A 25,483-nucleotide genomic window follows, 5' to 3' on the forward strand; every position below is an offset into this window, starting at 1 on the left:
CTTCCTGTGATCCGCTAGCCTCCGCACGAACGGCAGCACGTTGGTCCCTAACGCTGCCTCTGCCCGCCTGAAGGCATCGTCCATCAACCTCACGGCATCCGGGCGGTCTCCAGGCGGCGGGGTCTTGGGCTCGGCGCCTGCCGCGGCTCCCTCGAAGGCCCGCACGATGCCGGCGGCTACGTCCTTCTCATCACTCATCGGCTCAGACCTCTTTCTAACGGATCACGCCTTCCTCGTCTTGGCCAGCTCGAAGTGCGGCCGGTCCTTAAAAGTGCGGAAGTCGCCGCCCCAGTTCACGCCAGTGCCCAGCTCCCCGGCGGCCTTCTTGATGGCAGCGGCGGCCTGCTCCTGGAGCTTCTGGTCGAAGACCACCTGCCCCTTGTCGTTGAGCACCCAGACATCGGCCGCATCGCCGTGCTCGTGGTTGCTGTCGTTGGTCTTGGACCACCCCCACTTCACCGCCTTCGCTTGGAGTTCCTCATCACGGTGCCCTGACGCCACTACGAAGCGGAGCGCCGGGTTATCCGCCTGGGCCTTGCGGATCACGGAGGCGAGGGAAGGGTTGATGGACTGGAGGTTGCGCTCGTTGTTGCCAACTGGGTCCGGGTTCCATTCGAGGAACTTGGCCCGCTGCCCGGGGCGGCCTGAACCGTCCACGTCCGGGATGCTGGCGTAGACCTCGCCGGGACCAGCCGGGCCGCTCGACGGTGCCGAGGCGGTCTGCTGCGGAGACCTTCGGCCGAGAAGCCTAGAGACCATCCCGCCGATGCCCGTGCGAGGAGACGCCGCCGCGGCACCCGCCGAGCTGTTAAGCGCCGCCATCACCGCTCCGGGAGTCACCAGAGCCTTGTTGAGCCCGTCTCCCTCGTAGGCGCTCTGTCCGACGCCTCGCCCCCGCTGAGGGATGAGGTTCGGCAGGGCGGCCCACTCCAAGGCGAGGTTATTGGCGAACTGCTCGGTGCTGAGCTGGCCCGCCGTCCACTTTGAGAAGCCCCGGCGCTCCAAGAGCTGGAGGGCCATCCGGTCCTGCAACTCGGGGCTGAACTTCTCGGAACCCGAGAGACCCATCTCCTGCTTCAGACCGCGGAGGGTCCCCTGCATGAACTGGTAGCGCCCGGTGGCGGAGGAGGCGGTGCCCCGGTTGCCAGACCACGCCATGACCTGATCCAGCGACATGGCGCCGAGGTCCTTGGTGGACCCCGCGTTGCCGAAGTAGGCGTTGTAGTTGCCCCGGCTCTCCGGCCCCGCCACGAAGTCCAGGATGCGGGCGGCCTTCGGGTTGGCGGTGAGGGTGGCCGCCGAGTAGTGCCCGGTGGGTTGGCCTGTCGCGGCAATCGCCCTCTGGAACGCCTCTCCGATTAACCGCACCGTGTCGGGCGTGGGTGGCGCGTCGATTGCCTCCTGGAAAGCCCGTCCGATCCGGTCCCCTTCCTGGGCGCTGGCGGTTTCTATGGGCGTCCCGTCCGGGGCCTTCATGCTAGACTGCTTGCCAGGGGCGGCGGGTGCCGGCGGAACTGGACGCTGCACAGGCGTCGGGTCGGTATCGGAGGTGAGCAGCCCGGCATCGAGGGCACGCTGGTGAAGTATCTGCGACATATGCCGCTCTGTGATGCCCTGCCTCTCTGCCATTGTCTTCATGGCCGCCTTGGTCTCCGCCGGCAGCGATTTGTACCAAGCCGCGGCGCCATCGTAGGTGCCCTTGATCCTTACGGGTCCCTCTGGAGCGGCAGGCTTTGGCGGGGGAGCCTCCTCAATGCCCGGCAGCCCACTGGGCATTTGCACTGAGGGGTCCGCGAAGACCGGCCCGGGCCGGGGAGCAGGGGGCTGGGTTGCATTGCTAGGAGCCGATGTTGGCGCGGTGGGATCGACCTTAGGCGGGCTGCTGGCACCGAACGTATTGGGAGAGCCGAGGCCCTGCCGGTCGTAGTAGGTCGTAGACATCGGCCCCTCAGGCTGCGAGAGGCGGTCCAGGAACTTGGCGCCGATATCCTGCGCGGCCTTCTCCCTCTCCAGGCTGTTGGCCCTCGGGTTCTCGATGAGCCATTCCATGAGGGCCTGCTTGTAGTCGGACGTGGACTGGAGCCCCTCGCGCGACATCGAGCCGTCATCGAACAGGATCTTGGAGACGTCCTTCTCGGTGGCCGTCTGCTTCTTCAGGGTGTCGATGATGGTCTTGGCCGTGCCAACCCGGAGCATCTCGTCCAGCTTCGGTCCTTCCGCCTTCATGCTCTCGGCCAGCTTGTAGGCCCGGGTGAGGTCCTCGGGGTTCTTAAAGACCCGTTCCCGGATGCCGCGCTGGACGCGCTGGAGCCCCCCGCCGTTGATGATGTCGGTGGTGATCGCGAGCATGTCTTCCGGGTCGGAGGTCTGGGCGCCCTTCCCGATGGTGTCGCGCCACCGGATGGCGTTGATACGAAAGTCCGGGTCCACCTTCTCCCCTGCCGCCAGAAGGTCCTCCGGGATCGGGTCGTTGGGCGACTTGGTGATGGCCTGGATGGTGCGCCGGGTGACATCGTCCTTGGTGGCGGCCTTCTCCTCGCGGTTCTTCTTCTCGTCGTCCGCGATGGACTTGCGGCCCATGGTCTCCAGCGTGTCGATGGTCTTCTGCCGCTGGTCCCGGCCGTAGGGGGTGTTGCCCCAGGTGTAGTCCGTGCCGGGGACCTTGCGGTCCAGGAAGTCCAGGAGCTTCGGGTCCCGCTTCACGATGGCGGCGGCGGTGACCGTGTCGATGAGCTTCTGGTCCACCTGCTCTCGGTTGGCTCCGACCTTCAGGCCCTCGGCCCGGATGGTCTCCAACTGGCCGAAGACCCCCGCGTAGTCGGTGCCCTTCCGGGAGGCGAGGCCGGCGGTGTTGGCCGCATCTATCGCCTGCTCCCCTCTGGCCGAGAGGGCGGTGGTGAAGCCGGACTGGGTGGCCTTGGAGGCATCCCCGATGTGGCGCTGGAGGAAGTTGGTGGCGACCTGATGCACCTTCGGGAGGAGGCCTCGAAGGATGTCGGGGTCTTCGGTGGTAATGTTGTCCTTGATGAACCCACCCACGAACGCATCGTAGGCCTTCGGGTCTGTCGAGGACTTCCCCTCCCAGGTTTCGTAGGCGGCGGAGAACTTCTGCTCCAACTGCCCACCGGCCACCTCGCCTTCGAGGCGCTTATAGGCACGCATGTAGGCGGGGCTGGCCTGGGCGGGGATGAGACCACGGGAGACCGCCTCGGCCGCTCCGGTGCCATTGGTCTGCCAGTAGGCGGCCTCGCCCCTAATCTTATCGTCCTCCTCGGCCTGGGCGTCTCGCTTGCCGACCATGCCGGCGAGAGACCCACCTAGCCCTGAAAGGGAGCGGGCGAGGTCTTGGAGGTTAGTGTCGCGTGAAGGCTCCTGCGGCCTCACGAAGGTATCGACGGGTGACGCCACGGGACGAAGGGCTTCAACGTCCATCGGGCGGTAGGGCTGTCGGGCCATGTGGGGTGGTCTCCAAATCAGACATGCGGAAGCGCCCGGCAGAGCGGGTGTGCTCGATGCCGGGCGCCTGGGGTTCAGGTGGTGTCGGTGGTGATGGCCGGGGTGGCTGGAGAAGCTGGTTAGACCGGGAGGGCGCCACCCCACGTGATCCCTCCCGGCCGCCGCACCCCGCGCTTGGAGGCTAGGCTCCTGGCGGGGAACTCGATGTCAGCCGGTGATGCGGCCGACTGGACGGATGAAGTGCTTGCCGTGCAGGGCGTCGAACAGCCTGAAGCAGCCGCGAAGCAGCGCCTCGTACTCCGCCTGGGAGATGAGGTCCGCCAGACCCCACTTCACCGCGTTCTTCCGGTAAAGCTGGAGGGCGATCCGAATGGCACCTCGGCGGTCCCGCATCGAGCGGGGGTCGTTAGCCTCGATGGCGAGGGACCCGGGGGTGAGGTCGTGGTGGTCTCCCATGAGGCGCACCCGCTCGCCCGGCTCCGCGCCGGCCATGAGGCGCTGGACCGTGTAGCCCTGTCCCAAGACCTCGACGTAGTGCTGCTCCTGGCCGCCCTTACGGTTGGTGTCGATGAAGGGAGACCCGCCGAACAGGCTGAGGGCTCGGATGATGAGGAAGCCGGCAGAGACCACGTAGCGCGGGTTGCGCTCCTTCACCCGGAACCCGATCACATCCCCGCCGGGCCAGACCGCAAGAGTGGCCGCGGTGAGGGAGCCCTGCGGGAGACCTTCGAGGAGCACCGCGATATCTGGCGCCGGGTTGGCCTCGGGTGCCTGGAGGTGGGCTACGGCTTGGTTGAAGTACGTGAGGACCGCGCGGAGGGCTTCCGGTGTGGTCGCTGGGTAGGGAGACTTGCGGCCCTGGGCGGGCTTGGTGCCGGCCGGGATAGTGGTCTCGGCAATGGTGCTGGTGTCGGCCATGTGGGGTGGCTTCCTGTCGTGCTGGAGGTTGGGGTGAGGGTGACCGGCCTGGGGGCCAGTCGGGGGCACACAGCTCCGCCTCCTCCTCTGCCGGGGGACCTGATGCCGGGCGCAATGCGGGCATGGGGTGGCGGCCCCTCGGTGCTGGTGACCGAAGGCTGGGCAGGGGATGGGTGATGGCGGGCTGTGATGGGTGTTGGCCTCCTCCGCCTCGGTGGGCTTGAGGGGTGGCCGAAAGGGGATGGTCTGGTGTGAACCGGGAGCCCGACCTGGGACTGCTACCGGCGGGCTGGGGGCATCGAACTAGGGGCCGAAGTAGGCGCGATGCCGGGCTCGAAGTGGGGCACCAAGTAGGGAAGTACCGATGGCATCACATGGGCGGGGGCTGGGTGTGGTGACTTGGAGGCGGGCGCTAGGGCCTACCGTATCTATGCCTATTTCGAACTGGGGGCCGAACCTGGGGCCGAACCACATGTCGAGGCAGAGGGGCGAGAGATGAACCCGTGGTCCGGCGCTACGTCTTCTCATAGTTATATCTATTTCGAACTAGGCGATGAACTAGGGGCCGGACCTCGTGGGCAGGGTGTCTACCCGGCGGTGGCGCTATGTCTTCTCAGAGTTATGCCTAATTCGAACTTGGGGCCGAACTAGGCGAGCCGGAGAGGAACTGGCCTCGCGGCATTAGACCCCTCCCGCCACCATCGGCTTGGCACCCCCGCCACCAAGCGGCCGAAGGAGGTGTGCCCCATGCTCGGCATCGAACAGGCGGAAGGCGCCCTTCAGCAGGGCTGAGTAGTCCTCTCGGCTGATGCTTGGTGAAGCGCACTGGCGGTGCCCGTCGAGGGCGAACCTGATGGCATCCTCCCGCTGCCTGTCATGGCGCGGGCAGCCGGGAACAAGCTCTAAGGCCCAGGGGCGGAGGTCTGCGTAGACGCTCCTAAGCCGCACCTCCTCATCGGGGTCTGCATTCGCCATGAGCCGGGTGAACTCGAAGCCGGACGCCAGGACCTCGACACCGTGGATAGGGGGCGCCTCGTACCGCTCGCGCTCGAACAGGGTGAGGACCCGGAGGAGGAAGAAACCCGCGGGGACGATGAAGCGGTGGCTGCCATGGGCAAGGCTGAACGCCACTGCCGGGCCGCCATCGGGCGGGGCGTCGGGTCCGTCAGGGTCCAGCCACCGGGCATAGGAGATAGACCCCCACGCCGCTCCGGTGAGCAGGAGGACTGGGCTAGGGGCTGGGGAGGTGTACGGAGGTTGGAGATAGGCCACCGCCTCATCGAAGTAGGCGACGAGGGACTCTACGCTGTCTGGAAGGGGTGGGCCGAAGTTCAGGCGAACTCTGCGATCCTTGGGCTTGCCTGCGGTGGCCCGGGGCTCCGAGGTGTAGAAGGACCGGGCGGTTCCTGGCTTCCGGGGCTTGGCGTGGGTGCTGGTGGGGGTGGGCATGATGCGGGCCTCAAGTGGGGGCTGAGAGGTCGGGCATCAGGAGGGCAATCCAAGTTGGAGCCAACCGATGGTATCACACAAGGGTAGGAATGCTGTCAGTCTAAGGTGCCGAGGGGGTGGCGCTGCCTGGGTTGGGTGAGACCTACCCTCCTCAGACCCCCTGGGAGTGGGTGCCGAGGGATGGGTCTCTATAGGGCCCGGCAGAGGGGCTTTGAGCTATCACTTCTCATATACGCTACCTATTAACTCGCCATTCTGTCGCACCATCGTCCATCTCGCTGATGCGCAATAGCGATCCTTCACACGATGATGTTTTGAGCCCCGTCGCGGGGACCCTGCGTCACTTCATGCACTTCGATGCCTTGAACTGTACCGCCTCCCACTCCGCCGGGGTCACCTGGGGTAGGCCCTACGCCACCCGATGCCCAACCCCTGGCCCAACCAGCCTAGGACTGCGGTCTCCTAGTGCAGGCCTCGGGTGGCCATGTTGCGGGCCAAGGGTGATGAGGGGGTGGGTGTGCTCCCTATCCCGGGTGACCTGGGGTGTGGGCCTGGGGCGGAACTAGGGGATGAACCAGGAGCCGAACTGGGTGTGGTGCTCAAGGTGGACAGGTGATGCCAGACTTAAGGGTAGGGTGAACTAGGAGCCCAAGGTCATAGGGGTGGTGGGGGAGTGGAGGTCTATGCCTATAGGTAACCTGGAGGCGCCCCCTCATATACGCCTAGTAATAGGGGGTCTAAGTCATTGAAAACATTAGGCCCACTTTCAGCGCCTTCCGGCCGTTACCGGCTTTGAGGCTTCAGCCCGGCCGCCCTCTTGCTCCCCCCGCCAAACCGCGGGAGCCCTTGAGAGTCCTCCCCATCGTCATCCCCGAACAGCTTCTCCCACTCCTCGTCGTAGCGCTCCTGGGAGTTCCTCGCGGCCATGAGCTGGGGGTCTACGCCTAAGACATCCGCGAAGGCCCCCACGACCCCCGCAAGCCCATCCACGCGGTCGTCATGGTGCAGGCTGTCCTTGTCCCGCGTGAGGTGCGTGAGCTGGTACATCCAGGCGTACCGGTGGCGGGGGCGGAGTTGCCTCTCACATATGGCTGCCTATTGTTTTGCGGCTCCAGGCGCCCCGCCAGGACTCGCCGGCCGCGAGCCCTCCGCAGGGAGCCAAAAAGCACCGATGGCCGCCAGCGACTCTCCTGGGAGACGCAACGGCCATCCTGGCGACAAGGCTCAACCCTTCAGGCGTGGATAGGCGCCCTACTCGGCGCCCGGGGTAGGACCACGCCGGGAAGACCATCCGCTGCCTCGTCCTCGCCAAGGGCCACCGCAAGTGCCCGCAGGATCGTCTCCGCCACCGTGCAGGTGACCTCGCCCATGTCTCGTAGCATCCCGCCGAAGGCGCTGCCCTGGGCGGCCACGTAGGGCCGGAAGTGCTGCAAGACTGCCAGAGCGTCTGCTCGGTTGAAGCAGGGCGTGGCTACGATAGCCTCCAGAGCACGCAACTCGGCAACGTCTAGCGTCACCATCTCCTCACAGTCGCCATCGAACGGCGGGGAGGCCTCGATGGCATCCAGGAGGCGGCGGTGCTCGGTGATGGCGGCCTGCATCAGAGTGGCGGCGTTGAAGGACGGCTGTGTGCTCTGGCCCATGATTGGCTCCTGGTTCGGTTACGGGATGGGATCAGGTTGGCGACTTCGCTCTGCTGGCAGTGCGCTCGGCCACGCGCTGCTTGCGTTCGGCGGCTTGGTGCTGCCGGAGGGAGTGAGGACTTGGGGACTGTTTGGCAGCGGTGGCTCTTAGAGACTGCTGCTGCCCGCTTCGCTCTCGGGCCAGACGAGCTAGAAAACCGCCTTCCGCCTCGCCGGAGTTCGCGCCGACCGTACGCTGTCCCTGAGGGCCCGCATGCGGTGTCGCGCGGAAACTCTGGCCCTGGAGGAACTGCATCACCTGCGCCAGCGTGAAAGCCCGCCGCGGGGACGTATAGCCGGAGCCAAGCTCTACGAACTCGATGTGGCCGCGGCGGATGTGCCCACGAAGCGTCTTGCTGTCCAGTGGCAGCAGCCTGCACAGCTCGGGCGCCGTCAGGGTCACTCGCTCTGCGTAGGCGGCGGCAAGGGCGGGAGGGATGGGCGTCATGGCCGCTGCGCCCTCTTGCTAGCTCCAATCTCGGTAGTGCCGCCTCCCTGCTCCTGGGCGATCCGTTGTGCTCGTCGGGCCAGGAAGCCCCCGACCACGGGCCGGCGCTGCTCAGTGGTGCTCATTGCGGCTAGCGTTTCGAGAAAGTCCGCTGCCACCCTGTCAGTGGCCGCGACCGGCCGGCGGCGCATTGGCTTGCTTTCCGGCAGTTGTTCCGTTCGGCCTTGGCCATCCAGGAAAGCCACCACGTTCTCCAACGTGAAGGCCCGTCTCGGCGCCTTCTCCCCGAAGCCCATCTGGACGAAGCTGATGTGCCCGCGGCGGATGTGCTGGCGAAGCGTGTCGGGGTCTAACGGGAGAAGCTGGCACAGCTCGGGTGCCGTGATGGTGAGCTTGCCCTCGAAGGCAGCGGCTAGTGCGGGCGGAACGGATCGCATGGGGGCACCTGCTAGGTTGGAGGTCGGGCGATGAACCTGCCGCTACCCAGCGCCCCGTGCCAGCTCGATGCCCGTCTTCAGGTAGTGCGCCACCGTCCAGGCATTGGCCGCGTGCACCCCGAAGACCCCGCTCCGGCCATCTGCTACCTCTATCCCCGCCTCCCTGGCCTCACGGCAGGCCCAGGAGAGGGCATCGTGATCGGCGGTGCTGAGCGGCGCGGGGAGCGTGAAGCCCGGCATCAGGCCCTCCAGGTGCCCGGCCTGGAGCACCACCGGGAGGCGAGACCCCATGCCGAACCCAACGTCCAGGAAGCGTGCCCACTCCAGGGCCGCGGCTAGGGCAGACCACGGGTCGGCTATCTCCGGGGCGGCCCACTCGGTGGCCCCCAAGGGATCGGAGGCGATGCGGCGCCAGAGCGGCTCCTGCCCCAGGACCCACGCCATGCGGTCCTCGTGTGAGCCTGAGGTCTGGCTGAAGCAGGCCGCGAGGTGGACCATCAGCCAGCCGTCCGCGCCATTGTCGGAGGTGACGGACTGAGGAGTGGCGAACTCGACCATCCCGCCGATAGGGTCGGCTCCAGGCTGGTGCTGCACGAAGGGCAGACGGGCTGCTCGGTGCAGGGCTGCGGGTGCGATGTCGAGCTGAGAGGCCGCCAGGGCGATGCGATGGACCTCGGCGTTGATCCTCTGCCAGAGCTTGAGGTGGGCGATGGTAAAGGGGATAGGGCGTGACGGCTCACTGGGCGGAGCTTGATGCTCGTCCATTGGTCGGCTCCGGGGATAGGGGTACGGCAGAGGTAAATGGCTTGGCCGGTGACGGCTCCTTAACGAGCCCTGAGGTAACCGCCATCCTTTAGGCTGTCAATAAGCGCCATCCTTTAGTTCTGCGCACTGCCGGCCGCCCAATCGGAGACCTCTGCCATGGGACGCCCGCCCCTCCAGGTTCGCAAGACAACGGTAAGGCTGCCTGAGGCCGTCTTCGAACGCATCGCCACACTGGTAGGTGAGCGGAGGATGGCCGAGTTCATTCGGGAGGCTGTGGTCTCCGAGTTAGAGCGCCGCGAAGCGGTCACCTCAAGCGCAAAGCCCCCGGCCAGCGCGAAGCCAACCGAGGGCGAAGATTATTGAGCTGCTGCCTCTAAGGAACACCATGGCGCCCGAACTAGCGATCATGGTCCCGCTGCCCAGACACAAAAGCTAGCTAATGAGGAAGATCGATGGTCCCCTGGTCTTCTTCAGCCGTGCACTGTCGGCAAACGCCCTGTGCATCGTCATAGATGTAACACCAGCCGTTTTTGCGAAACACCTTCATTTGGCCCGGCTGAGTAATGGCGATTGACAGGCTTTTTAGGTCATCGGGAAGAGAGGCGCGGCCAGCATCCGATGATAGGACTAGTCTAGCAAATTCAGACATCGCTTTGGTGAGGTTGTCATGTGCCGTCTTCAAGGATTCGCGACTCTGTTCCATCCAACCAACCCTTTCGTAAACCCGGGGTGCAGCGACGGTGAATACCCGAATCCGTTTGGCGCTTAATCCATCGAACAGATGACGCGGCGCCGCCCAATCCAGGCTAGGCGGAAGCCGAATCGGTTGGGCGCGGGGTTGCCCCTCACCGCCTCCCACCCTGGATCACGCGCAGGCCCATCAAGCCCGGCGGCAGGTCTGGCGGCGTGGGAGCCCGCTCTAGGTCCGGGAAGTGGGCATGGCAGCGGGGCACGTACTGGTTCCCCTTCCGCCGCCCAGGGTGGTCCCGATGCGGGCAGTCCAGGGCGATGAGCTTCAAGACTTCCTCCAGCGGCGTCTCTGGGCCGAAGCGTGCGGCGAGCCTCGCTAGTCGATAGCTGCCCGTCCGGTGCGGGCACATGGTGCAGGCCACGCGGACCACGACAAACGGGTAAGCCGCGAGGTTCGGGACAGCATCAGGCTTCCTCGGCGGCATCGTCCAGACCACCACGCACGTAGCCCCGCGAGATGAGTCGGCTCTGTGCTCGGGCTCGCCTGTCGCCTTCCATGAGGTCCGCCAGGGCATCCGTGATGGCGATGCGAAGCGCCTGCCCCTCGTTGCCCGCGGTGGTCACGAGGTAGGCTTGAGCGATGGCCTCGATGGGACAGGAGGAGGTGGGTGGCCGGATGACTACCTCCCTGAAGCGGAACACGCTGTAGGCGCACGGATGGCGGAGCGGTCCTCCGGGCGGCCCAGCGTTGCGGCAACTTCAGGCCACCCGCGCCAAGACCCGCTTCACCGCCGTAGCCGTCCAGGCACCCTTGCGCGGCGTCTGGTGGCCCAGCTCATTGAGCCGCTTGGCGAGGGCGTTGAGGCTCACCACGCCGCTGGCCTGAAGCCCCTCCAGCACGGGCAGCACCGCGAAGGCCGCATGGTCTGCCTTGCGCTGCCTCATAGCCGTAGCCCGAGCCACGTCCTCCGGCGATGGCGGCGCGGATGGGCGATATCCCCGATCCCCTCCCAGCTTCGTGCCCCGCCGCTTGGCCGCCGCTAGGGCCGCCTTGGTGCGCTCGGAGATCATCTTGGCCTCGTGCTCGGCCACCGCGGCGAGGATGTGCACCGTGAGCCGGTTGGCTTTCGGGAAGTCCACCGCCTCAAACTCGACGCCCCCTTCCATGAGGTTCGAGATGAACGCCACGTTGCGGGCCAGTCGATCCAGCTTGGCGATGAGGAGCGTGGCGCCTGTCCTGCGGCAGCGCTCAATGGCGGCCTGAAGCTGCGGCCTGTCGGCTCGCTTGCCGCTCTCTACCTCGACGTAGGGCGGCTGGAGCAGGGTGTCTCCCGGGCGGAGGTGGGACTGGATGGCGGCCTGCTGAGCCTCAAGGCCTAGCCCGGACCGGCCCTGCTTGTCGGTGCTCACACGGCAGTAGGCAACGTAGGTGGTCATGGCGGCGGGCCTCGGTGGCGGTCGCCATAAGCTGAGTCCTCGATAGGTGTGTGTCAATACCCATCAACGTCCATCGACGTGTGATGATATGCATTCGATCACGCGGAAGTGAACTAGGAGGCCTGCTGTCCGTTTGGTCTGACATACCTCAGGATGAGGAGAGCGGATGAGCCGAGGCAGCAATCGCTGGCAGATCGAACCGGTAACAGTCACTTTCAAAGGCCGTGGGCTCGCTCGCCTCTTAGGCTCCAAGCTGTCGGTACTGATCTGCCCGCAGTGCTCGCAGCGGAATGCACCGAAGGTCGCGGACAAAGGCTACTGCCACTGGTGTGCTTACGAGCCTTCGAGGGCTGACATTGAGCTGTCGCGAGGCGAACTGAGCGGGGCGAGCTAGAGCTGCCGAGATAGACCCAGGTAGGACCTCGCCCTCACGTTCGGCCTGAGGCCCACCCAGCAGACCCATACGGGGGGAAATCCTGCCGTTGCGTGTTCCGTATGGCGTCAGAAGTGCGTGACCCCTTGGGTAGTCGGGTTACCGGAAGCCAGGTGTTGCCAAGGAGGCGCCCCAAAGTGACGCGAGACATTGCGCACACTCGTTCCTCGAAGGCCTGCTCACATGATTCGACGGTCACACGCCCACCATACGAAACCTTCTGGTCAGACTTCAGGTAGGTTGATTGTACGGTAACGCTCTTCTAGGTGAGTGCGCTCGGTTCGCAGCCTAGTCGGGGTCGAAAAATTCATGCCGTTCAAGAAGCTGACTCAAGCACCAGCTGCGCCCGACTCCCCCGACAAACTTTTCCGAACCCTCCCGCGTCGCAAATTTCCGGATATTCTTCCACACCAGCAAGCCATGCTCGCGGCCTACTCAGCTAGTGCGTTGGATGTGCCTGACGTGGCGCTCCAACTTCCAACCGGCAGCGGTAAGACGCTAGTCGGCTTGCTTATCGGAGAGTGGCGAAGGCGGAAGTACGGCGACCGCATCGTCTACCTGTGCCCAACAAGGCAGCTTGTAAACCAGGTGGTTGAGCAGGCGGATGAGAAGTACGGCTTGTCCGTGCAGGGATTTACCGGCAGTGCCCGCAAATATGATCCAGCAGCGCGGGCGGCGTACTTAAGCAACGAGAAGGTTTCAGTTACCACATACAGCAGCCTGTTTAACACAAACACTTTCTTTGCCGAAGCTAATATCATCGTTGTTGATGACGCTCACGCGGCCGAGAATTACATCTCCGCACTGTGGTCGCTAAAAATCGAAAGAAGCAAGCACGCTGCTTTGCATGCTTCGATACGAGGATTGCTCGCTGAATACCTCGGCTTAGCCAATCACACACGCCTCTCCGGACGTACGGAAGGTGCCTTTGATAGAAACTGGGTCGATAAGCTCCCAACCCCCACGTTGATAGAGATCGCGGATCAGCTACGGGAGATCTTAGACGCCCACGCTGAAGCGCCTGAACTCGCAAACCCTTGGAGCCTCATACGCGATCAGCTCGCCGCCTGCCAATTGTATATGTCGCCGAATGAAATTCTGATTAGGCCCTTGATCCCACCGGCTTGGACCCACGAAGGCTTCTCAAATCCGAAGCAGCGCATCTTCATGTCGGCGACATTGAGTGCAGGCGGAGACCTTGAGCGACTTACTGGGCGACCCTCAATCAAGCGTCTCCCCATTCCGGAAGGATGGGACAGGCAGGGGGTCGGGCGCCGATTTTTTATGTTCCCCGGCATGTCACTGACGGAAGCTAAAGAAAAGATTTTACGCCGCACGCTGATGAGAAGAAGCGGTCGCAGTCTTGTCTTAGTACCAAGCGAATTCGCTCGAAGCGAGATCGTAGATGACGTTTCGAGCAGCCTCGGCTTTCCAGTGTTTAGTGCCGAGGATATTGAAATTTCCAAGAAACCCTTTGTAGCAGCCAAAGAGGCTGTTGCAGCTGTTGCAAACCGCTATGACGGCATCGACTTTCCCGGAGACGAGTGTCGCCTTGTGTTTATCGAGGGCCTCCCCAAGGCAACCAATATTCAAGAGCGCTTCCTCATGTCTCGCATGGGCGCAAGCATCCTGCTTAATGAGCGAGTTCAAACGCGGGTTCTGCAAGCGATTGGGCGTTGCACGCGATCGCTTGAGGATTTTTCAGCCGTAGTCGTCTCAGGTGACGAGATCCCAGATTATCTTGTCAGCGCTCAACGGCGCAAATTCTTGCATCCAGAACTGCAAGCTGAGCTTCACTTTGGCATTGAGCAATCCAAAAGCGTAGCACTGGAAGACTTCACGGGTTATCTTGACGTCTTTCTTAAGCATGGCGCCGAGTGGGAAGCTGCCGACCAAGAAATCGTTGCTCATCGTGCGGTGGTCAAGCAGGAGCAGTTTCCTGGCGTTGAGCACTTGCGGCAATCTGTAGGCCACGAAATAACCTGGCAGACGCGCCTTTGGCAAAGCGATTATGAGGGTGCCCTCGCAGCAGCAGAGCGAGTGCTGGGATGCCTCACATCTTCCGAATTGCGGGGTTATCGCGCCCTCTGGCACTACCTAGCGGGCAGTGCTGCATGGCTCGGATTCCAATCGGGCGTCAGTTCGCTTGAAGTTAAAGCGCGAGCGCACTTCAATGCGGCCAAAGGTGCTGCTCCCCTAATCCCGTGGCTCGTATCACTCTCACGCTTTCAGCCGAAAGATGAGGTGGGTGCTGCATCCGCAGATATCGGCCTGGAGGAACAAATTGAGCAGCTAGAGGCTGTATTAGAAGATCTTGGCACCTCTCACGATGGGCGATTCTCGATCAAGGAAAAGGAGATCATGACTGGCCTCCGCTCTGCGGCCACCTTTGAAAATGCACAGAAAGCCTTAGGTGAATTCATTGGGTTCGCTGCAGGCAAAGTTGAGACGGACGGCTCCCCCGACCCCTGGTGGATTTCTGGGCGTCGCGCCTTGGTCTTTGAAGACTATGTAGATGCCGATGCAGAGACCGCGCTGCCAGTTACCAAAGCCAGACAAGCAGAATCGCATCCCCGCTGGATGCGCGACAATGTTCCCGAGACCACTGCATGCGAAATTATCTCTGCAATCGTAGGGCCAATCACGAAGATCAAACGTGGCGCGGTTCCTCACGCACGAAGCGTGGGCTTCTGGACCACCGCGGAGTTCGTTGATTGGGCTCAGCAGGCGTTGGCCGCAGTTCGACACCTCCGAGTCACGTTCGTTGAACCGGGCGACCTTGTCTGGCGGGCACAAGCAGCAGAAGCTCTAGAGCACAACCAAATGACGATGCGTCAGATCTTCGAACGCTTGCAGCGGAGTTACGCCACCGACGTGCTTACAGCGGTTTCCTGACTGTGCAAACGCGGAGCCATGCGGACTGCACACGTGTGGCTCCTGCTACCTCTCTCTAAGCCGCGCTAATTAATGAAGGTGGCCTGCGGCCTACCTGATGATCGCTTTGTCCTGATTCGTTGTCGCTGCTGACAAACGCAAAGGATTTTCGCCCATCGCGGACCAGAGGGCTTGCTGAGGTCTCGGCGTTGGCGCTAGAGCCATTAGGTCATACAATAGTTTTTACGAAGGCGGTTGCATCGCACTGTTTTGATTGAGAAATTCGAGGCATCCCCGCCCTCCTTTCGGGCGCGCCAATTATTTTTTCAGTTATCTCAGCATGTCAGCAAATGTCGGCACCGTAGAGCCTGTTTGAGGACGCGAGCTTATGCTGGATTGTTGAGAGCGTTGGCGGCCATGAGGCAGGCGAGGCGGCCTGCGGCGACGTCGAGGCGCCCGGCGCGCTCGCGCAGAAATCCACCCCAGTGGCTCAGCCAGCCGATGGACCTGCACCGCGAAAGTGAAGAGCTCTTTTCCTGAATGAGGAGGGTTCCGATGGCAGACCGGAAGCAGACCTTTACCCCCGAGTTTCGCGCCGAGGCGGTGCGGTTGGCCCAGAGGAGTGGGCGGCCCCGCCGGGAGATCGCCGCCGATCTCGGCGTGGGGCTCTCGACGCTGCGCAACTGGATCGACGGCCGGCCTGAGCGGGAGATGGACCACCCGCCGGCCGACCGGCAGGAGGACATGGCCGCCGAGCTCAGGCGCCTGCGGCGTGAGAACGAGGCGTTGCGCCAGGAACGGGAGATCCTGAAGCGGGCCACGGCTTTTTTTGCTAAGGAGGGAAGTCGATGAGGTTCCGCCTCGTCGACGCGGCGAAGAAGGACTTCCCGGTCGCGCGCCTGTGCAAGGTCCTCGAGGTCAGTCCGAGCGGCTATTTCGCCTGGAAGAACCGCCCGGCCTCGACGCGCCAGCGCGAGGACCTCGTGCTGCTCGCCCATGTCCGCTCCGCCTTCACGCTCTCGCACGAGGCGTATGGCAGTCCCCGTATGACGCACGAGTTGCGCGAGAAGGGCTTGGCGGCAGGCCGGCGGCGCGTGGCCCGGCTGATGCGGTAGAATGGGCTCAAGGCCCGCCAGCCGCGCCGCTTCCAGCGCACGACGGACAGCGGCCACGCCTTCCCGGTCGCGCCCAACCACCTCGATCAAAACTTCACGGCGGCAGGACCGGATCGGAAATGGGGCGCGGACATCTCCTACGTCTGGACGCGGGAGGGCTGGCTGTACCTGGCGGTGGTCCTCGACCTGTACTCTCGGCGGGTCGTGGGCTGGGCGGCGGGCGACCGGCTTCACAAGGAACTCGCGCTGACCGCGCTGCGACGCGCCCTCGTCGTCCGGCAGCCGCCGTCAGGTTTGATGCATCACTCCGACCGCGGCAGTCAGTATTGTACAAATGAGTACCAAGCGGAATTACGAAGAAATGGCATCGTGATCTCGATGTCCGGAAAGGGCAACTGCTATGACAACGCGATGGTCGAGACGTTCTTCAAGACGCTGAAGAGCGAACTGGTTTGGCGCACCGCGTTCCAGACACGATCCGAAGCCATCGACGCGCTGGCCCGTTACATCGATGACTTCTACAATCCCCGTCGCCGTCACTCGGCGCTTGGCTTCACCAGCCCCATCCTGTTCGAAAGGGGCATCGCCCACCAAACCGCTCTCCATTAAACCGGTGCAAGTCCAGCTTGCCCAACGCACCGCAGTATTGAAGCGCCACCCCGGCCGAGCGCGTGCCCTTCTTCGGCAGGGCCGTGTCGTCGATCACCAGGCAGGCATCGGATCCGCCTGGCGGGCCAGTTCCGTCCAGAGCGGCGCTTCATCCCAGGCGGGGCCGGCGATGAAGCGCTGCAACGGATCGTGGCCCGACAGCCCGAGGCGCGTCGCCTTCGTCAACAGGCCGCACAACTGACGGCTGGCTGATGACAGCCCTCAGAAATCGCGCTGGATGCGCGCCCTGACATGAATGGCGTCTTGGCTGGATCTGGTCGAAATCTGGTTCGAAACATTGTTCACGTAACTCATGTTCTGCAGCGGAAACTTGCTCGTATCGAGTATACGCCCGTTTTTCGGACCAAACACGGTATAAAGACCTTCAATGCCGATATCGAGGTCTTTGACCGGAGACCAGATCAGGCTCGTTCCGGCAATGAACTGGTAGGAATCTCGCAAGATCGCACTGGTTTGGTAGTATCGCGTCCCGACGGCACCCGGCCCTGTGCCCAGGAAGTCGGAGAACGCCCCCTGTGCCGCGCGAGACCCCTTTGCATAGGTCAACTCGCCATAGGACCCATAGAGGGCCGAACGCCACTCCGGCGTCCAGTAATGAAGGATCGATGCGACCGCCGTGAAGCTCGTCGATGATTCGAGCTTGCTGGTGAAGGGATTCAAGACGGCATCGTTGAACGTCAGATTGAACGCCGATCCCTGCACCGCGATGGGGGTGCTTGAATAAGAGCCCGAGAAATTTGAGTAGCCAGAATACAGTTGCGCGCCATCGGCGTATCCAACCTGAAGGTAAAAGGCATCGCCGACAGCAGCGAAAGGAAGATTAACCTTCACGCCGCCCTGGACCGCCCAACCATAGATGCTCCGCGGGGCTGTGACGGCCCGGATATTGGTCGCACTCACGGCCGTGCCGAGATTGGTGCCCGCGAAATTCGTCAAACTCGGTCCGCCCGTGTTCACCTCGTGAACGGCACCGGAGAGTTGGACCGACCCCCAGGTAGAGTCGTAGCGCAAGGTCCCGACGAAATCGGGCATCCGGTTGCGTTGGACGACATCGACAAAGCCAGCGCCGGAAGGATCGCCATTCGTAGTGTAGCCAGCAAAGACCGGAGTCAGGACGACTTGGCTGCCCGAGGATGCCGTGACGATGCCCTGCGCGGCATAGACCGGTGTACGGCGGAACGTGGGATCCTCCAGGGATAGCGTCGTCGAGAAGCCATTGCCGAGGGATGCCGTGTAGGCGAGCAGATTCGTTGAACCCATGTCGGATCCGGCGGTCGCACCGATCAGCTCGAAGTCATGGGCGTAAAAGTCGAAGAATGACGAAGCACGGCCGGCCGTGATGCCCGCGAACTGAATGAATGCCTTATCGGTCGCGATATAGTTTTGGAGTCGACCGACTCCATCGACGCCCGTGGCAGTAAAGGCGTTGCCGATGCGATTCGCCGTAGCCGAATGGAGTGCCCCTCCCGTACGACTGGCGGCCTCGAGGCGCAGGAATGCGCGCAGGACGCCGTAATCGGTCTGCGTTCTCGCATCGATATTGATGCGGAGAAGACTACGATAGGAACTATAATCGCCGACACCTCCTGATCTGCTATAGGAACTTTGGGTTGCATACTCAAATCGCGCCCGCCCCGACAGGCGGATGCAGGTTTCGGTACCGGGGATGTAAAAAAAACCCGCTCCATACGCATTGCAGACACGAACATATTCCACAGGCTTTGTGGACTTCATCTGAAAATCTGCAGCATTGGCTCCCGACATCCAAGCAAATCCGGCCACCGATGCGAGAATAGAAAGCTTCATATAGGTCATTGGTGCCCCCGATGCTTCAGTTGACCGCCGTAATCATGCCTGCTCGTGCAGCAGAACTACTTATTTTATTCAAGTAAAAATACGTATATACGGACCAAGATTGATCGGTTTTGCGAAGCAACCTCTCCGTAAAAATACTATCCTGTGCTCGCCATCTTCTCTCGTCACAGAAAGGGACGATCATCGCCTACGCTCGACGCGGGCGGGACAGTCTTCCGCTGCTGACCGCTCGGCGCTCTTTTCAAACGTTTGTTTAACATCTAGGTCCGTCATATCACAAGCCGCCGAACCATTTATATTTGAATTTTTTGCTTTAAGCACAAGTTATATGCTCTAATGATCTGTTTTTAGGTAGCTATAACTGTTTAGTTGAGAAACGCGCGCCGCCACAGCGTCTTGCCGAATAGGTATCCTGAGGCCGGCATTGATAGATTTTTAAACATGTGTTTTACAAGTCGGTTTAAAGGAAGCCCGAGTCAGAGCGCCTCACAGAACCGTTTGATCTGGTCGAGGGTGATGAGGCTGGCCGTGAAGCGCGGGAAGGCCGCGTAGAGGTCTCCGCGTCGTTCGTAGCGGACTGGCAAACGACGGATCCGGTTGAAGCAGGCGTGGATGCGCTCCACGGCCCAACGGTGACGACCGAGCTTCGCGCAGCTCTCGATGGCGTTGCGTGCGATGCGCGTCGCAATCGCCCGCGCCGACCACTCCGAAAAGGCGGAATGGTATCGAGGGGGACTGCCATCATCACACCGTCGTCGTGCCGGTTGGCTCCGCTCAGGCGGAAGCCGCGCGTCGGTGACGAAACGGTGGCAGCTGCGGAGCGATCTCATCCCGGAGATCGCCGGGGAGAAGCGGCCTGGCCATGCCAAACCAACGCTAAAGAACCGTCGCGTACCTCGATCCGATCTCCGAGAACCGCAACCCGGTCGAGCGCCTCTGGGCCCGCCCCAAGGCGTGGCGCGCCATCGTCCCTCGCTGAGAGAAGGCCGCACTCAGCTTCTTGGGTGCCCGCTCTGCTTCGCCGCAGCCCTCGTGTGACTCACGTGACGACAGACCCTGGGAAACGGCCCGCATGATCAGGCCGGCCTCATAGTGCCGGCGATTGAACTTGGCCCGGCACGCCTGGCCCGGCACGCCGCTTGAGCTTGGCCACAATGGCGGACAGGATCATGGGCGGCTTCCGGTTCGGAAGGCGCCAGGCAGGGCATATGGTCAACGCAAGGTGAACACTGGCCCGATCGCGTTTGCGACGCGCCCGCCTTAGCGATTAGACACTTCGATGGGGGCGGATCGAAGGTGCGAGCTTGGCGAAGAAGGGGAGGACTTCAGCCCGGCGCAGTCGCCGACGCAGGAGGACCTCGCCTTGTGGATCGATGCCGTGGACCGGGAAGACGTTCTTCGCCAGATCGAGGCCGATGGTACGAACCTGTGCCATGAACACCTCCTGTCGATGAGATCCAACAACCTCATCGCGGCACAGCGATATCGTGGCGGGGGCCATCCACACCATCAGGCCCGGAGCGACCCGCCATCAAGATGTTCCAAAAGCAAAAAATACACGCATCGATGTCATGTTTCTGAATATTAGATACTCTTACAAAGCGATTTTTTCAACAAACAGACGCGACGATTAAGTTCACAGCCTGAAACCGTGCACTCCATCTCGCCGGAAGGACCAGAGCCTTTGTCGACCGCCATGACTTCGACCGCATCCTCGGCCGATGCAAGACGCCGTATACTCGATGCAGCGATTCAGCTTGTGTCTCTGAAGGGCCTGTCGGCGATTACCGTGCGGGATGTAACCGCCGCGACTGGCGTGAATGTCGCGGCGGTAAGCTACTACTTCGGATCTAAGGAAGGGCTGCTTCAGGAAGTCATGCTGGAGGTGTTCAATCCCGTGCGCACGGCCCGATCAGACGCCTTGTCGCTGGTTCTGGACCGCTGTGCGCCCGAGCCGCCGACGCTGGACGCGATTCTGGCCGCGCTGATCCAGCCTCTCGTGGAAGCACCGCGCGGGCCGGACGGCGGCCGCACGGTGATCCGCATGATGCAGCATCTCAAGGCGACGCCGACCCACCCGATCTCCGTCTTCGTTTCGCTCCACTTCGATTATGGGGCCCAGAGCTTCATAGATGCCCTGGCGCGAGCGATGCCGGGCTTGGCACGCTCGGAGTTGATCTGGCGTTACGAGTTTGCGCGGGGTGCCGCCATTCATATGCTCGCGCTCTGCGACCCGCTGTCTACAAAGCTCGACATCATATCCGGCGGCAAACGGGAAGTTGACGTGGATGACAACACGCTGATCTTACAGGAAATTGTGCAGTGTGCGTTACGGGGCATTGGTGCGCCGACAGCTTGGAAAGGCATTGAGCCTACGGCATCGACAGCGAAAGCAAGCACGTCTCCTCGACGCCGGCAGCGTACAGGCCGGTAGGCGGGACCGTTATCGGTCGAAGACCGCAGCCGTTTCCGCCATCATGTCGGCCGGCGATCGTGTGGGATGTGTAGACGGTTCGGCTGGGCTCAGGCGGATCTCGGGTGACGGGTCCGAGCGGGACGCCGGCTCGTACCGACTGGCGGGCGGCATCCGAGGGCCGGATACCGGCGCAGCGGGTCATGGAAGCCCTCGATGTCGCCGAAGCAGGCCGGTCGCCGAAGCAGGCCGTCCGAGCCCTAACCTGTGAGCGGAAGCGATGGCGGCCGAGCAACGCGCATTCGGGATCGGGATGACGCTTTCGGTCATGGCGCTGCGGTCGGCATCGCCGACCGCCCCCGTCGAGAGCGCCGGCCGGCGCGGACCAACGCGACCATCTTTCGACGGACCCGGCTTGGCAGGTGCCGCTCTCGGGCGTCGGACGAACACCTGACGCGAAAGCCGTCTCGGTGTCCATCGAACCGATACGTTCCCGCGGCGCCACGCCTGTCTCGGCCTGCGCGACGCCCTCGGTGTCCGCATCGACTGGAAGGACCGGCTCGGGCTCGTCCCGACCATCCCGGCCTCGACGCTTCGGTCTTGAGCGAGTTCCAATCCCGCCTCGATCCCGGCTCTCATCTGGCCGGGTCCGAAACCCTCGTCGGGTCAGCCCGATCATAGCTTGCTCGTCAGCTCGGGCAGGATGGCAAAGAGATCGCCGACGAGTCCGTAGTCGGCGACCTGGAGGATCGGGGCGTCGCCGTCCTTGTTGATGGCGACGATCACCTTTGAATCCTTCATGCCCGCCAGGTGCTGGATCGCCCCGGAAATGCCCACGGCGACGTAGAGGTCGGGCGCCACCACCTTGCCGGTCTGGCCGACCTGCCAATCGTTCGGCGCGTAGCCCGCGTCCACCGCCGCGCGTGAGGCGCCGACCGCCGCGCCCAGCTTGTCGGCGAGCGGCAGCAGCACCGCCTCGAACTTTTCCTTCGAGCCCAGCGCCCGGCCGCCGGAGACGACGATCCTGGCGCCCGAGAGATCGGGCCGCTCGGACTGGGCCACCTCCTGGCCGGCAAAGCGCGACAGACCGAGATCGCCTGCGCCCGCCGTCACCGGCTCGACCGGGGCCGATCCGTCCTCGGCAGCTGCGGCGAAGGCGGTGGTGCGGATCGTCAGCACCTTGACCTTGTCGGTAGAGCGCACGGTCTGCACGGCATTGCCGGCATAGATCGGTCGCTCGAACGTGTCGGGCGATACCACGGCCGTGACGTCGGAGACCTGCATCACGTCGAGAAGCGCGGCGACGCGCGGCAGGAGGTTCTTGATCATCGCCGTCGAGGGTCCCACGATCGCCTCGTACTCGCCGGCGAGCGACACGATGAGCGCGGCAGTCGGCTCGGCGAGGCGATGGGCGAGTTCGGGCGACTGGGCGAGGCGGACCTTCGCGACGCCGGCGAGCCCGGCAGCGGCCTCGGCCACGGCGCCCGCCGCCTCGCCGGCGACGAGGACGTGCACCTCGCCGCCGAGCGCGCGGGCGGCGGTGAGCGCCTTGGCGGTCTCGCCCGAGAGCGTGGTGTTGTCGTGATCTGCGATCAGGAGCGTCGTCATGCTGGTCGTCCTCGCGAAGAAGAGGTCAAAGGCGGCGCGCCCGATGCGCCCGCGGCGGGCAAGGCCCTCAGACGAGGCCGGCGCCTTTCAGCGCCGAGACGAGCTCGTCCACCGATCCGACGCGGATGCCGGGCTCGCGGCCCTTCGGCTCGGCGGTCTTCAGCACCTCGATGCGCGGGCTGGTATCGACATGGAAATCGGCGGCGGTCTTCTCGTCGAGCGGCTTCTTCTTGGCCTTCATGATGTTGGGTAGCGAGGCGTAGCGCGGCTCGTTGAGGCGCAGGTCCGTGGTGATGATCGCCGGGAGCTTCAGGTCCACCGTCTGAAGGCCGCCGTCGACCTCGCGGCTCACGCTCGCCCGCCCCTCGCCGAGCTCCAGCTTCGAGGCGAAGGTGCCCTGGCTCCAGCCGAGCAGCCCCGCCAGCATCTGCCCGGTCTGGTTGGCGTCGTCGTCGATCGCCTGCTTGCCGAGGATGACGAGGTCGGGCGCCTCGGCCTCCACCACGCCCTTCAGGATCTTGGCCACCGCGAGCGGCTCCACCACGCTCTCGACCTTCACCAGGATGCCGCGGTCGGCGCCCATCGCCAGCGCCGTGCGGAGCGTGTCGGCGGCCTGCGCGGGACCGATCGATATGGCCACGATCTCGCTCGCGCAGCCCTTCTCCTTCAGACGGATCGCCTCTTCCACGGCGATCTCGTCGAACGGATTCATGCTCATCTTGACGTTGGCGAGATCAATGCCGGTTCCGTCGGGCTTCACCCGGATCTTCACGTTGTAGTCAACAACCCGCTTCACGCAGACCAGGATCTTCATGCCGGACGGCCTTTCGGTTGAGTGTCGATTGTCGGAGGGAACGGCCGGATCAGCGCCCTTCGTCGGCCCCTGGACGACGATCGTCCTGCCCGAGAGCGGGCGAGGCGCGCTCGGTGACGAGAGGGCTGCGTGAGAAGGCGATGGGGGTACGAAGGCCGGGAACGCCCTCGGGCGCGATGAGAAGACCGCGATGCGCGATCTGCGGATGAGCGATCGCGCCAGCCACGTCGTTGATCGGCCCTCCGGGTACGCCGGACGCCTGCATGGCCGTGATCAGCGCGTCGCGCGTCATGAGCGCGGTACGTTCGGCCAAGAGGGTACAGAGGGACACGCGGTTTTCCACGCGGGCCGGGTTGGTGGCGTAGCGCGGGTCCGCCCCGAGCCCGCCGAGGTCGAGAAGAGCGGCAAAGGCGGCGAACTGTCGGTCGTTGCCGCAGGCGACGATGACGTGGCCATCGGCTGCCTTGAAGACTTGGTAGGGCACGATGTTGGGATGGGCGTTGCCCATGCGCCGGGGCGGGGTGCCGCCTGCCAGATAATTCGTCGCCTGATTGGCGAGCGCGGCGACGCCACAATCCAGAAGCGACAGATCGACATGCTGGCCCCGACCGGAGCGCGCACGCTCGGCAAGCGCCGCCTGGATGCCGATCGTGCCGTATAGCCCGGTCAGAATGTCGATCCAGGCGACGCCGATTTTCTGTGGCTCTCCGTCCGGCTCGCCCGTCAGATCCATGATGCCGCAGAGACCCTGGATCAGGAAGTCGTAGCCCGGCAGCGGCGCGGAGGGCCCGTCCTGTCCGAAGCCGGTGATGGAACAATAGACAAGGCGCGGATTGAGCGCCGAGAGCGTCTCGTAGTCGAGCCCGTATTTCCTGAGGCCGCCGACCTTGAAGTTCTCGATCAGGACATCCGCCTCGCGCACGAGGTCCAGGAGCCGGGACAGGTCGGACGCCTGTTCGAAATCGCAGGTGATCGAGCGCTTGCCGCGATTGGTGGCGTGGAAATAGGCGGCCGTCCGGTCGTGCGTTCCGTCCGCCAGGTCGCGGTCCACGAAGGGCGGCCCCCAGCGGCGCGTATCGTCCCCGCCCGGCGCCTCGACCTTGACGACATCGGCGCCGAGGTCAGCCAGCGTCTGCCCGATCCACGGGCCGGCCAGGATCCGGGCGAGTTCCACCACCTTGAGACCCGCGAGCGGAGGCGGACTCGACTCCTGTGCAGGCTCCATCCTTGCCATCGCCCTAGAAGAAGGCCTGGAGGTCCGTCACGGCCCGGCCGAGGATCAGCGCGTGGACGTCGTGCGTGCCCTCGTAGGTGTTGACGGTCTCGAGATTGACCATGTGACGGATCACCTGGAACTCTTCCGAGATGCCGTTGCCGCCATGCATGTCGCGCGCACGACGGGCGATCTCCAGCGCCTTGCCGCAATTGTTGCGCTTGACGAGCGAGATCATTTCGGGCGCGGCATTCGCCTCGTCCATCAAGCGCCCGACCCGCAGGCTCGCCTGAAGGCCGAGGGTGATCTCGGTCATCATGTCGGCGAGGCGCAGCTGAAAGAGCTGGGTCTGTGCCAGAGGGCGGCCGAACTGCTGGCGGTCGAGCCCATATTGCCGCGCGGCGTGGAAGCAAAATTCCGCCGCCCCCAGAACCCCCCAGGAAATCCCGTAGCGCGCGCGGTTGAGGCAGCCGAACGGGCCCTTCAACCCTTCCACATCCGGCAGCAACGCGTCGTCGGACACCTCGACATCGTCCATGATGATCTCGCCGGTGATCGAGGTGCGTAGCGAAAGCTTGCCGCCGATCTTGGGCGCAGTGAGTCCCGTCAGGCCCTTGTCAAGAACGAAGCCGCGAATCTTACCGCCATGCGCCTCGGACTTCGCCCAGACCACGAAGACATCGGCGATCGGTGAATTGGAAATCCAAGTCTTGGCGCCGTTCAGGACATAGCCGCCCTGCGTCCTGCGGGCGATGGTGCGCATGCCCGCCGGATCGGAGCCGGCATCGGGCTCGGTCAGGCCGAAGCAGCCGATCCATTCGCCGCTGGAGAGCCTCGGCAGGTATTTGCGGCGCTGCGCCTCCGACCCATAGGCGTAGATCGGATACATGACGAGGGAGGACTGAACAGACATCATCGAGCGATAGCCCGAATCCACCCGCTCCACCTCGCGTGCGATCAGCCCGTAGGCGACGTAGGACGCACCGAGACCGCCATATTCCTGGGGGATGGTGGCGCCCAGCAGACCCATCTCGCCCATCTCGCGGAAGATGGCAGGATCGGTCGTCTCCTCGCGATAGGCCTCGATGACGCGCGGCCGCAGCTTTTCCTGCGCGAAAGCACGAGCCGCGTCGCGCAGCATGCGCTCCTCGTCGGTCAGTTGCTCGTCCAGCCGGAACGGATCGTCCCACGAGAACCGGCCGAGACCGGGCGCGTCCTTGGGCTTGAGCGACATGGTGGGATTTCCT

The 25,483-nt window shown here is 63.8% G+C and carries 17 protein-coding genes and 4 pseudogenes; 3 read left to right on the forward strand and 18 right to left on the reverse strand.

The features are described from left to right. Positions 1–222 precede the first annotated feature (222 nt). The 10 genes from AC0IWM_RS20540 to AC0IWM_RS20585 form a co-directional block, all read right to left on the reverse strand. On the reverse strand, positions 223–3,300 hold the full coding sequence (locus AC0IWM_RS20540) for a M15 family metallopeptidase (RefSeq protein ID WP_471758022.1): 3,078 nt from the start codon (positions 3,298–3,300) through the stop codon (positions 223–225). A gap of 363 nt (positions 3,301–3,663) precedes the next feature. Further along, positions 3,664–4,374 (reverse strand): hypothetical protein, encoded by a 711-nt coding sequence (locus AC0IWM_RS20545; RefSeq protein ID WP_471758024.1) that lies wholly within the window; start codon positions 4,372–4,374, stop codon positions 3,664–3,666. 681 nt (positions 4,375–5,055) lie between these two features. Then, positions 5,056–5,823: a hypothetical protein gene (locus tag AC0IWM_RS20550; protein ID WP_471758026.1), complete on the reverse strand. Its 768-nt coding sequence runs from the start codon at positions 5,821–5,823 to the stop codon at positions 5,056–5,058. 783 nt (positions 5,824–6,606) lie between these two features. After that, on the reverse strand, positions 6,607–6,870 hold the full coding sequence (locus AC0IWM_RS20555) for a hypothetical protein (protein WP_471758028.1): 264 nt from the start codon (positions 6,868–6,870) through the stop codon (positions 6,607–6,609). Positions 6,871–7,055: 185 nt separating this feature from the next. Beyond that, positions 7,056–7,466, reverse strand: a complete 411-nt coding sequence (locus tag AC0IWM_RS20560; RefSeq protein WP_471758030.1) for a hypothetical protein — start codon at positions 7,464–7,466, stop codon at positions 7,056–7,058. Positions 7,467–7,949: 483 nt separating this feature from the next. Continuing rightward, entirely contained in the window at positions 7,950–8,390 is a 441-nt protein-coding gene (locus AC0IWM_RS20565) for a hypothetical protein (RefSeq protein WP_471758032.1), read from the reverse strand. A 42-nt stretch (positions 8,391–8,432) separates the two neighbouring features. Beyond that, on the reverse strand, positions 8,433–9,155 hold the full coding sequence (locus AC0IWM_RS20570) for a DNA-directed RNA polymerase (protein WP_471758034.1): 723 nt from the start codon (positions 9,153–9,155) through the stop codon (positions 8,433–8,435). A gap of 436 nt (positions 9,156–9,591) precedes the next feature. Beyond that, positions 9,592–9,858, reverse strand: a complete 267-nt coding sequence (locus AC0IWM_RS20575; protein ID WP_471758036.1) for a hypothetical protein — start codon at positions 9,856–9,858, stop codon at positions 9,592–9,594. A 452-nt stretch (positions 9,859–10,310) separates the two neighbouring features. Continuing rightward, positions 10,311–10,547: a hypothetical protein gene (locus AC0IWM_RS20580; RefSeq protein WP_471758038.1), complete on the reverse strand. Its 237-nt coding sequence runs from the start codon at positions 10,545–10,547 to the stop codon at positions 10,311–10,313. Positions 10,548–10,604: 57 nt separating this feature from the next. Continuing rightward, positions 10,605–11,282, reverse strand: coding sequence for a recombinase family protein (locus AC0IWM_RS20585; RefSeq protein ID WP_471758040.1), 678 nt, complete (start codon positions 11,280–11,282; stop codon positions 10,605–10,607). A 742-nt stretch (positions 11,283–12,024) separates the two neighbouring features. On the opposite strand from AC0IWM_RS20585, the gene AC0IWM_RS20590 reads away from it, so the two are divergent. Together AC0IWM_RS20590 and AC0IWM_RS20595 are read left to right on the forward strand one after the other, a co-directional pair. Beyond that, a complete protein-coding gene (locus AC0IWM_RS20590) occupies positions 12,025–14,610 on the forward strand; it encodes a DEAD/DEAH box helicase (protein WP_471758042.1) in 2,586 nt (861 codons plus the stop codon). 534 nt (positions 14,611–15,144) lie between these two features. Further along, positions 15,145–16,313: pseudogene (locus tag AC0IWM_RS20595) on the forward strand (IS3 family transposase). 16 nt (positions 16,314–16,329) lie between these two features. Here AC0IWM_RS20595 and AC0IWM_RS20600 read toward each other — a convergent pair. From AC0IWM_RS20600 to AC0IWM_RS20615, 4 genes and pseudogenes are all read right to left on the reverse strand, one after another. Continuing rightward, positions 16,330–16,529, reverse strand: a pseudogene (locus AC0IWM_RS20600) (transposase); the annotation flags it as partial. A 45-nt stretch (positions 16,530–16,574) separates the two neighbouring features. Beyond that, positions 16,575–18,188 carry a porin gene (locus tag AC0IWM_RS20605; protein WP_471758044.1) on the reverse strand — a complete coding sequence of 538 codons (1,614 nt, stop codon included), beginning with the start codon at positions 18,186–18,188 and terminating at the stop codon, positions 16,575–16,577. Positions 18,189–18,664: 476 nt separating this feature from the next. Next, positions 18,665–18,975, reverse strand: a pseudogene (locus tag AC0IWM_RS20610) (IS5/IS1182 family transposase); the annotation flags it as partial. A gap of 501 nt (positions 18,976–19,476) precedes the next feature. Then, a pseudogene (locus AC0IWM_RS20615) lies at positions 19,477–19,623 on the reverse strand (IS110 family transposase); the annotation flags it as partial. A 249-nt stretch (positions 19,624–19,872) separates the two neighbouring features. Here AC0IWM_RS20615 and AC0IWM_RS20620 point away from each other — a divergent pair. Further along, positions 19,873–20,622 (forward strand): TetR/AcrR family transcriptional regulator, encoded by a 750-nt coding sequence (locus AC0IWM_RS20620; RefSeq protein ID WP_471758046.1) that lies wholly within the window; start codon positions 19,873–19,875, stop codon positions 20,620–20,622. A 654-nt stretch (positions 20,623–21,276) separates the two neighbouring features. On the opposite strand, the gene AC0IWM_RS20625 is transcribed toward AC0IWM_RS20620, so the two are convergent. The 4 genes from AC0IWM_RS20625 to AC0IWM_RS20640 form a co-directional block, all read right to left on the reverse strand. After that, positions 21,277–22,209: an electron transfer flavoprotein subunit alpha/FixB family protein gene (locus tag AC0IWM_RS20625; RefSeq protein WP_471758048.1), complete on the reverse strand. Its 933-nt coding sequence runs from the start codon at positions 22,207–22,209 to the stop codon at positions 21,277–21,279. A gap of 67 nt (positions 22,210–22,276) precedes the next feature. Continuing rightward, positions 22,277–23,023 (reverse strand): electron transfer flavoprotein subunit beta/FixA family protein, encoded by a 747-nt coding sequence (locus AC0IWM_RS20630; RefSeq protein WP_471758050.1) that lies wholly within the window; start codon positions 23,021–23,023, stop codon positions 22,277–22,279. Between the two features lie 49 nt (positions 23,024–23,072). Beyond that, on the reverse strand, positions 23,073–24,248 hold the full coding sequence (locus AC0IWM_RS20635; protein ID WP_471758052.1) for a CaiB/BaiF CoA transferase family protein: 1,176 nt from the start codon (positions 24,246–24,248) through the stop codon (positions 23,073–23,075). 13 nt (positions 24,249–24,261) lie between these two features. Then, complete coding sequence (locus AC0IWM_RS20640; RefSeq protein ID WP_471758094.1) at positions 24,262–25,470, reverse strand: acyl-CoA dehydrogenase; 1,209 nt, start codon at positions 25,468–25,470, stop codon at positions 24,262–24,264. Positions 25,471–25,483 lie beyond the last annotated feature (13 nt).

The organism is Methylobacterium sp. AC433 (assembly GCF_979253015.1).